Here is a 436-nt window from a genome sequence, read left to right on the forward strand (position 1 = left end):
TATTCATTCAGTACATAATCGGTATGCCAGTCCAAATCCGACCAGTTGATCACATCACTCCATAAGTACCTCTTCCAGCCACTTTCTATAGCTGCCTTATGTGAAGCCGGCGCCTCTGCAGGTGTTGGTGTGACCTTGTAATAAAGGCGTTCCTTCATGTTGAAGCTGATCTGCGTCTTTGCTTCCGCAAGTGATTCTCCGGCGATTGGTGATTTCGTAAGGATTCTCGCAGATGCAGCCTTCAAGATCCTTGTACCACTCTTCGTAGCTGCAATCAGTTCTCCATCCGTATCCTTTGTTGGATCAGTACTCACTTTCGCAAGCAGGGTATTCCCATTGATTCCGATATTGCCTTTTGCACTCCATGAGACAGCTTCTTTCCCTGTTGAGGAGGGCAGTGCCACATCCTTCGTCAGTCCCATCAGACTTGTCTGCG

The 436-nt window shown here is 48.2% G+C and carries 1 protein-coding gene; it reads right to left on the reverse strand.

Annotated features, from left to right (window positions below; genetic code table 11):
- On the reverse strand, nt 1-422 hold a 422-nt coding region (locus tag NE665_RS24040), incomplete at its 3' end, for a hypothetical protein (protein ID WP_256302723.1).
- Nucleotides 423-436 lie beyond the last annotated feature (14 nt).

This window comes from Clostridium sp. DFI.1.208 (assembly GCF_024463855.1).
In the GTDB taxonomy this organism is placed as follows: Bacteria; Bacillota_I; Bacilli_A; order Erysipelotrichales; family Erysipelotrichaceae; genus Clostridium_AQ.